8 protein-coding genes are annotated in these 7,961 nt (G+C 62.8%); all 8 read right to left on the bottom strand.

The window, feature by feature from the left end; translation table 11 throughout:
* Positions 1–638, bottom strand: a 638-nt coding sequence (locus ACC569_RS13185; RefSeq protein ID WP_372523995.1) for a pyruvate, water dikinase regulatory protein, incomplete at its 3' end; no start/stop codon positions are given.
* A gap of 105 nt (positions 639–743) precedes the next feature.
* A complete protein-coding gene (locus ACC569_RS13180; protein ID WP_372523994.1) occupies positions 744–1,691 on the bottom strand; it encodes a D-2-hydroxyacid dehydrogenase in 948 nt (315 codons plus the stop codon).
* Between the two features lie 43 nt (positions 1,692–1,734).
* Positions 1,735–2,799: a hypothetical protein gene (locus ACC569_RS13175; protein WP_372523993.1), complete on the bottom strand. Its 1,065-nt coding sequence runs from the start codon at positions 2,797–2,799 to the stop codon at positions 1,735–1,737.
* Positions 2,800–2,875: 76 nt separating this feature from the next.
* Positions 2,876–3,400, bottom strand: coding sequence for an NADH-quinone oxidoreductase subunit B family protein (locus tag ACC569_RS13170; RefSeq protein WP_372523992.1), 525 nt, complete (start codon positions 3,398–3,400; stop codon positions 2,876–2,878).
* Positions 3,401–3,403: 3 nt separating this feature from the next.
* On the bottom strand, positions 3,404–4,993 hold the full coding sequence (locus ACC569_RS13165; RefSeq protein WP_372523991.1) for an NADH-quinone oxidoreductase subunit C: 1,590 nt from the start codon (positions 4,991–4,993) through the stop codon (positions 3,404–3,406).
* On the bottom strand, positions 4,990–6,459 hold the full coding sequence (locus ACC569_RS13160; RefSeq protein ID WP_372523990.1) for a hydrogenase 4 subunit F: 1,470 nt from the start codon (positions 6,457–6,459) through the stop codon (positions 4,990–4,992). Before ACC569_RS13160 ends, ACC569_RS13165 begins: the two co-directional genes overlap by 4 nt.
* 73 nt (positions 6,460–6,532) lie before the next feature.
* Positions 6,533–7,255, bottom strand: a complete 723-nt coding sequence (locus ACC569_RS13155) for a formate hydrogenlyase (protein ID WP_372523989.1) — start codon at positions 7,253–7,255, stop codon at positions 6,533–6,535.
* 1 nt (position 7,256) lies between these two features.
* A partial coding sequence (locus tag ACC569_RS13150) for a respiratory chain complex I subunit 1 family protein (RefSeq protein ID WP_372523988.1) occupies positions 7,257–7,961 on the bottom strand: 705 nt, incomplete at its 5' end.

Raw genomic sequence — 7,961 nt, 5'->3', positions numbered from 1 at the left:
TTCGCCAGCCGTTCGGCATGGATGGTCAGGCCAAACAGCTTGGAGCGATGGGGAAGCAAAGGTTTCGGCAGCATCTGGTCAGAAAAATCATCGGGCGTAAGCGGATAGTTGGCAGCGTGGATTCCATACTGCATGGCGAGATAGAGACAGGTCGGCGTCTTGCCGGTGCGCGAGACGCCGGTCAGAATCACCTCGGCCCGGTGATAGTTGGCGGTGTTGACGCCGTCGTCGTGTGAAAGGGTGTAGTTCACCGCGTCCATGCGCCTCTGGTAGGCCAGCTCGTCGCCCATGCCGTGGCTGAGACCGAGTGTGTGGGACGAGGTCAGACCCAGCTCGGATTCCAGCCGGCCGATGAAGTCCGCGAAAAAATCGAGAAACAGCGCGTTGGCCGAGGTGACCACGGTGCGCACGTCATCGTTGATCAAGGTGCTGAAGACGATCGGCGGTTTTCCTTCCAGAAGCGTGACACGGTTGATTTCTGCGACCACGGCCTCGGCTTTTTCCACCGTGTCGACGAAGGGCATGGTGTGCTTGTGAAACTCCACGTCGGGGAACTGCGTCAGCAGTGTTTTACCCAGCAACTCCGACGTGATACCGGTACGGTCCGAGACAAAAAAGACGCTACGCTGTATTTTCATGACCGCTCGGTAATATCTTCCTGATTGCAACAGACGGAGTATGCCGCAGACCGCGAGTTCAGGCAAAACATCCGGCAAACATTTCGATTTGGAACCGGGCCGTTTTCAATCGACACGATTCCGCGGCGCGCCGCGAATGAATGCCTCGATGTTGTCGATCAGCTGATCGGCCATGATTTGCATGGCGTCGCGGCTGGCCCACGCGACATGCGGCGTCAGGATGAAGTTGGGCTGATCCAGATCGAGCAGGGGATTACCCGCGCGCGGCGGTTCCGCGGTCAATACATCGAAGCCGGCACCGCCAATTACACCCTGTTTGAGCGCGAGAGCGAGCGCGGCTTCATCCACCAGACCTCCGCGGGCGGTATTGATGAGCAGGGCCTGGGGACGCATATTTTTGAGTTCCGTCGAGCTGATCATATGATGGGTTGCGGGTGTGAGCGGACAGTGCAGGGTGATCACGTCGCTCTCCTCCAGAACCGTTTCGAATGCCGTGTAACCGGATCGCACCGTGGCGGCGTTCTTATGGTCGGCGAACAGCACACGCATGCCAAATGCTTCACCCAATTTTGCCGTGGCCTTACCCAGAGTGCCGTTACCGATCACGCCGAGCGTGCTGCCGTGCAAATCCAGAATCGGGCGCGTGAACAGACAGAACTGCTCGGCTTTCTGCCATAGCCCGCTGCGTATATCCTCGCGGTAACCCGACAAGTTGCGCCGCAGTGCGAGGATCATCATGAATACATGTTCAGGAACCGAGTGCACGGCATAGTTCCGGATATTCGAAACGACAATCCCGTGCGCGCGGCAATAATCGAGATCGACATTGTTAGTGCCGGTGGCGCATACCGCAATCATTTTGAGCGACTTGCTCTGCGTCAGACTGTCAGCCATGAGCGGAACCTTGTTGCTGATGGCTATCGTCACATTCTTCAAACGTTCGATGACCTGTGCAGCGGTGGTTACCGGGTAATCCCTCCACTCGTGCGAAAAATCCGGCCGGCGTATATCAGCTAGTATGCTGTCGCGGTCGAGAAAGGCGATACGTTCCATGAGTATTAGGAAGCTGAATCAGCGATTTCGCGGCGTTCAGTCTCTACTCGGCCGCGATGGTTTCCAGGGTACGCGAACGCCAGTCGAGCACGGCGGTGCGCACCTGCATCTTGGGAGCGAGCTTCGGGTGTTGGGCGCGTATGACATCCGCGGCGAATTTTGACAGAAAACGTGACTTCAGTTCGGCGCGGGCGCGGTCCACGCCAACTTCCGCATACGGTACCGAGGCCAGCAACAGGAAACCATCGTCGGGAATGCGGCGGGCGCGCATGTTGGCGTCGATGATGCCGGCCGCCTGGTGGATCGGCTCGGCGAGGTCGGGACTGTAGGGGCCGATGATGAGCGCGAGGTTGGGCATGTGCAGGAAATCGAACCCGCGTCCGACGCAGATCATCCACTCGCGGTGCTCGACGTCCAGCGTGCGCTCCGTCTTCTGGACCTCGACGATGCGGTCCATGTTGCCCAGCACGAGCGGTTCGAGGTCATGGCGGGTCTGGCTGGGCATGTCCGGAAAGATCTGTTCCAGGCGCAGGCGCAATCCATCCTGATCACGGGCCGCGAGCTGCGCTATATCCAGCATTTCGCCGTTCGAGCCGTGCAGCACGAGCGCGTCCTCGTCAGTTTCGAATCCGCAGACAATCGGATAGACCGTGCCATGTCCGGCGCCGAAGGTGTGCTCAACTTGGCGCTTGATGGCGTGGGTATGGGCGCGTGCCGCCTCGGTGTCGAAGTTGAACCCGGCGCAACCGCGCTGCTTGTCGCTTTTCGAATAGTGATAGGTGATGAGCAGCAATACCCGCCGCCCGGTGCTGACCTGGTCGTGCACGTAATTGGCCAGCACCTCGCCCAGGTGCGGCCAGCCCAGATTGAACATCCCGCCGAGATTGCGGAACGGCTGGATGATACCGAGGGGCGTATGGGTGGCAACGGAGAGGTTGATGCGCCCGTCCATGCACTTGAGCGCGGCCACCGCCGACGGATGCTCGGCCAGATAGCGCTGCCGGGCGATAAAGGCCTCGGAACTGGAAAACGCCTCCGAGTGCCGGCGCGCGTGCCCCATCAGCCATTCGATGCGTTGGGTAATGGGCTTGTGGTGGATGTTCTCCATTGAGAGCTTTATACGGATATCGCCTATGAACAACAAGTGTGGGCGACCCGGCGGTGTCTTCCGCGGGCCGGCAGGATCATTTACGCGCGGTTAGCTCCCCGATGGCCTCCAGGATCCCGCGCATCAAATCCAGCGGCGTCGGCGGGCAACCGCGGATGACGGCGTCCACCGGGATGACGTTGGCGACGGCGCCGCAGGAGGCATAGCTCACGCCGAATTCGCCGCCGTTCGCGCCGCACTCGCCCACGGCAATCACCAGCTTGGGTTCAGGCGTGGCGTCATAGGTGCGACGTAGCGCGGCTTCCATGTGGCGCGACACCGGCCCGGTGACGAGCAACATGTCGGCGTGGCGCGGGCTGGCGACGAAATGCACGCCGAAGCGCTCGATGCCGTAATAGGGATTGTTTAGCGCGTGGATTTCGAGCTCGCAGCCGTTGCACGAGCCGGCATCCACCTCGCGGATCGCGAGACTGCCGCCGAACCGCTCGCCGAGGCGCGTCTTGAGCTGCGCGCCGACCTCGGCCAGCGCCGGTTCGTCGATCTTCGGCAGCGGCTCGGTGATGATGCCGATGCGCTGAATTTTTCCCAAAATGCGCAGCATGGTCTACAAGTCGTGTCCCGAGTAAGAACCGTTCACGGACTTGTTGCATACTGGAAAGTCCGGAACGATGTTGTCGTGGATGAGCAGCTCGATCGCCGGCCACGTGGTCCAGGAGGGATCGCGCGGAAAGAAGCGTGCGATCACGCCGCCCTCGCCGAAGCGCACGTAAGTCAGAATCTCGCCGCGCCAGCCCTCGACGAGCCCCAGTCCTTCGGACCCGGCGGCAGGCGCGCGCCAGGCGGCGCGAACCGGTCCCGCCGGCAGGCCGTCGAGCAAGGCCTCGATCAGTTCGAACGCCACGCGGCACTCCTCGGCGCGCACGCGCACGCGCGCGGCGACATCGCCGTAATGGTATGCCGGCACCGTGATCTTGAGCCGGTCGTAGGGTGCGTACGGCGTATCGCGGCGTAAATCGAGATCGACCCCGCTGGCACGCCCGACATAACCGAGGCATCCGAGCGCCTTGGCGTGCTCAGGCTTGAGCACGCCGGTCGTGACCAAGCGATCCTCGACCGAAGGCGACTCGTTGATGATCGCCATGAGTTTGTCGAGTTGCTTGCGAAATACGGGTATCTGCGCGCGCATCCGCGGGATCAGCGCCGCATCGAGATCCACGGTGACGCCGCCCGGTGCGACGCGATCCATCATGAAGCGGTGGCCGAAGACCTCGCGTGATAGCCGCTGCCAGTCCTCACGCAACCGCCCGAACTGGTAAAACCCGAAGGTAAAGGCGACGTCGTTGAGAACCGCGCCGATGTCGCCCAGATGATTCGCCACGCGTTCGCGTTCGCACATCAGGGCGCGCAGGAACAACGCGCGTTCCGGGACTTCAACGTTCGCGGCACGCTCCATGGCCAGGCACGCCGCCCAGGCGTGCGCCACGGTCGTGTCGCCGGACACGCGGCCGGCCAGGCGCGCGAGCCCTTCGGGGTCGCGTCCTTCGGCGATTTTTTCGATGCCCTTGTGCACGTAACCGAGACGCGCTTCGAGGTTCAACACCTGTTCGCCCATCGCCTGGAAACGGAAGTGTCCCGGTTCGATGATGCCGGCGTGCACCGGACCGACGGGAATTTCGTAGACGCCCGCGCCATGGGCGAAGAAGAACTTGTAGTCGTGATCGGTCGGGGTCTGTGCGGGCGGATGGCCGACCGCGGGAAAGTCCTTGCGCAGCGGGTAGGCCGAGTCCTTCCACGCCTGGTGGCGCGTCCAGCGGCGCGCATCCGGGTGATCCATGAACGCCACGCCGAACATATCCTGGGTGTGGCGCTCGGGACGGTCGGCGCCGGGATAATAAGGTGTGTGCGAAAGCAGAATCGGCGTGGCACGGTGTACGACGGTGCGCGCCAGTAGATAGGCGCCGCTTTTTTCAAAGCACGCGCTGATGTGAACCTCATTGTTGCCGGCGTCCTCGCCCCAGCCTGCGACCCAGCGGCAACCGGCACGCGCGGCCTCTTTGCCAAGTATGCCCCAATCGTCGGTAGGCAGCGTGATGAGCTGCGCGGGTCCGAGACCCGGGGCGGCGTGTTGCTCCACATGCGCATCCAGGCGTGAGAGTTCGGCGAGCAGCGACGCGATCCAATCTTTGGTGCTCATAGCGGCGAGCCTCCCGATATCAGCACCGTGGCCTGCTCAAACCAGCGCGCGAGGAAGCTGGGAATGGACAGCCCGAGCCACAGTACCAGCGCCAGATGCACCATTACCGGAATCATGTTGGCATGCACCGGTTGCTGGCCGGGCGGCGGCTCGCCGTAGACCATCGGGTGCAGGTGGCGGAACAGACCGGCGAACGCCACGCCAAAGCCCACGAGCAGCGGAACCGCGAGCCACGGCCAGGATTTCATGGTCGCGGTGAGCAGCAGAAATTCGCTGGTGAACACGCCGAACGGCGGGAAGCCGGCGATGGCGACCGTGCCGATCAGCAACCCCCACCCGATCGCCGGCTGGGTGCGGATGAGGCCGCGGATCTTGTCGATGCGTTGCGTGCCGGCGAGCTGCGAGGCGTGTCCCACGGTGATGAAGATGGCGCTCTTGGTGAGCGAGTGCACCGTCATGTGCAGCAGCGCGCCGAAGGTCGCGAGTGGCCCGCCCAGCCCGAAGGCGTAGGTCATGAGCCCCATGTGCTCGATGGAGGAGTAGCTGTACATGCGCTTGATGTCATGCTGCCGGTGCAGGAACAGTCCCGCCACCATGAACGACACCAGCCCGAAGCCCATCATGAGATAGCCCGCGAGGTGCGTATGCAGCGAGGCGTCCACCAGCATCTTGAGACGCACCAGCGCGTACAGCGCGACGTTGAGCAGCAGCCCCGAGAGCACCGCCGACATCGGCGTCGGGCCCTCGGAGTGCGCGTCCGGCAGCCACGCGTGCAGCGGCACCAGGCCGACCTTGGTGCCGTAGCCGACGAGCAGGAACACGAAGGCGAGCGACAGCACCGTGGGGTCGAGACCGGCGGCGTTGGCGTGCAGCACGGTCCACAGCAGCGTGTCGTCGCGCGCGGCGCCGAGTTTCTGTTCGGCGGCGAAGTACACGAGCACGGTGCCGAACAACGCCTGCGCGATGCCCACGCCGCAAAGAATAAAGTATTTCCACGCCGCTTCGATGGATTCGGGCGTGCGGTAGAGCGACACCAGCAGCACCGTGGTCAGCGTGGCGGCTTCCATCGCCACCCACAGGACGCCGAGATTGTTGGTCGAGAGCGCCAGCAGCATCGCGAACTGGAAGCCCTGGTACATCGCGTGATACAGGCGCAGGCGCCCATCGGTGAGACGCCCGCGCTCGACCTCGTGACGCATGTACGGGCGCGAGAAAATCGACGTAGTGAAGCCGACGAAGGCGGTGAGCGCGACCAGGTAGACGTTGAAGGCGTCAATGTAGAACATCCTGCCGCTCGATAGCGTCGGACCGTGCGCGAAGACATCGAGCGCCATCGCGAGTGAAGTGGCGAAGGTGACCGCGCCCACGGCGACATTGATCCAGCCGCCGATCTGGCGATGCCCGATGATGGCAAGTAGCAGGCCGCCGATGAGCGGCGAGAGCAGCGTGATCTCGAGCAACGTCATAAATGTTGCCCTACTTTGCTGCGCTTCGTTCGTCTGGCCATAAGATTTCGCCCTACTTCGTTCGTCTTGACATTTATGGATGCTCTTCGCCGCCGCCTTCCTCGGGCGGGAACAACGTCTCATGCACTTCGGACAGGCGCGAGAGGCGGTCGACGTCGAGTGAGTCGAACGACTCGCTCATGTGAAAGAAGAACACGCCGAACAGGATCGCTGCTACCAGCACGTCGAAGGCCACGCCCAGCTCGACGATGAGCGGCATGCCGTAGGTCGAAACCACCGCCGAGAAGAACAACCCGTTCTCGATGGACATGAATCCGATCACCTGGGCGACCGCCTTCTTGCGTGCGATCATGAGCAGCATCCCGAGCAGCACCACGGCGATACTGACCGCGATGGTGTTGCGCGTGGCGAGCCCCGAAAGGTGTACGATCGGCAGCGCCACGTAGTAGCTGAAAATCACGAGCCCCGCGCCCGCGAGCAGCAGCAGCGACGGGTATTTGATCGCCTCGGCCTCGAGATGAATGTTGAGTTTTACCGCCAGCCGGTACAGCAGCCAGGGAATCAGGAATACCTTGATCACCACCGTGAGCCCCGCCGAGATATAGAGGTGCGGGTGCCCGGAAACGAAGGCGACGAGCGCCGTCACCACCGCGAGCAGCATGCCCTGCCAGGCGAAGGCAAAGATCAACGGCATCATGCGCGCTTGGGCGAGCATGATGAATGAAGTAAACAACACCAGCGCGGCGAACAAGATGATCGCCTGGTTGTAGAGGCTCAGCTGGGAAAGTTCGGTCATCCTAGCCCCCGGTCTCCAGTACCACGTGCGTCAGCATTCCAAGCAAGCTCAGCAGAAACGCAAACCCGAGGAACGGCGGCACGCGGAAGATGCGCATCTTGGCGAGTACCGTCTCCCAGATGACCAGAACAATCGCGAGCGCCGTGAGCTTGGTCGCGATAGCGACGGCGCCGATGCCCAGCGCCTCGGACGTGAATTCCTGCGCGATGCCCCACGGCCAGAAGATGTTGGCGACCAGCACCGCGTAGATCATGAGCTTGATCTGCGCGGCCCACTCGATGAGCGCCAGATGCCGACCCGAGTACTCGAGGATCATGGCCTCGTGGATCATGGTGAGTTCGAGGTGGGTGGCGGGATTGTCAACCGGGACGCGTCCGGTCTCGGCCACCGCCACCATGGCGAGCGCGAGCAGCGCGAACAGGAACGAGGGCCGCAGCACCAGGCCCGCCTCGAGCACGTAGTGAATCGCCGAGGACAGGTTGGTCGAGCCGGCGGTCATCGACAGGGTAAACACCGCCATCAGCATGGCCGGCTCGGCGAGCGCGGCGATGGTCATCTCGCGCGAGGAGCCCATGCCGCCGAAGGCGGTGCCGATGTCCATGCCCGCGAGCGCGGTGAAGAAACGCGCGAGCGCGAAAAAACCGACCAGCACGATCACGTCGGCGATCGCACCCGTGGGCAAGTCCACGGCCACGAGCGGCACCGC

This window comes from Sulfuricaulis sp., from assembly GCF_041499725.1.
Taxonomy (GTDB): domain Bacteria; phylum Pseudomonadota; class Gammaproteobacteria; order Acidiferrobacterales; family Sulfurifustaceae; genus Sulfuricaulis.
Note: the sequence above shows the minus strand (reverse complement) of the source record. Positions and strands in the feature narration are given on the sequence as shown.